At 51.2% G+C, this 291-nt stretch carries 1 protein-coding gene; it reads right to left on the reverse strand.

The genetic code is table 11. From position 1 onward, the window contains the following. Positions 1 to 235: hypothetical protein (locus VJI77_RS07420; RefSeq protein ID WP_323988950.1), on the reverse strand; the 235-nt coding region annotated here is incomplete at its 3' end. Positions 236 to 291 lie beyond the last annotated feature (56 nt).

Raw genomic sequence — 291 nt, forward strand, 5'->3', positions numbered from 1 at the left:
GACATTTATCCTCAGGAACATAGAATCCCTTAGGCAACCCCGTTTCGGGTCTTCCGGGCTCTATACGCCGAGCGTAACCCAGATCTACCAGGAACATCGGAAGTTCAGGCCTGAAGGTGGCGAGGATATCCAGATAGGTCTGCTCAGGGATGAGAAAGCCGAAATAGCCCATCCACTTATGCCAATCTTCCCTACTGGAGTCAAGTCCACCGAATTTGTCATCGGCAAACTTCATAGTCACTTCTACAAAGCCATCAGCGGCACCACCATGCCATGGACCACGTAGAACGA

This window comes from Parvimonas sp. D2 (assembly GCF_035282635.1).
In the GTDB taxonomy this organism is placed as follows: domain Bacteria; phylum Bacillota; class Clostridia; order Tissierellales; family Peptoniphilaceae; genus Parvimonas.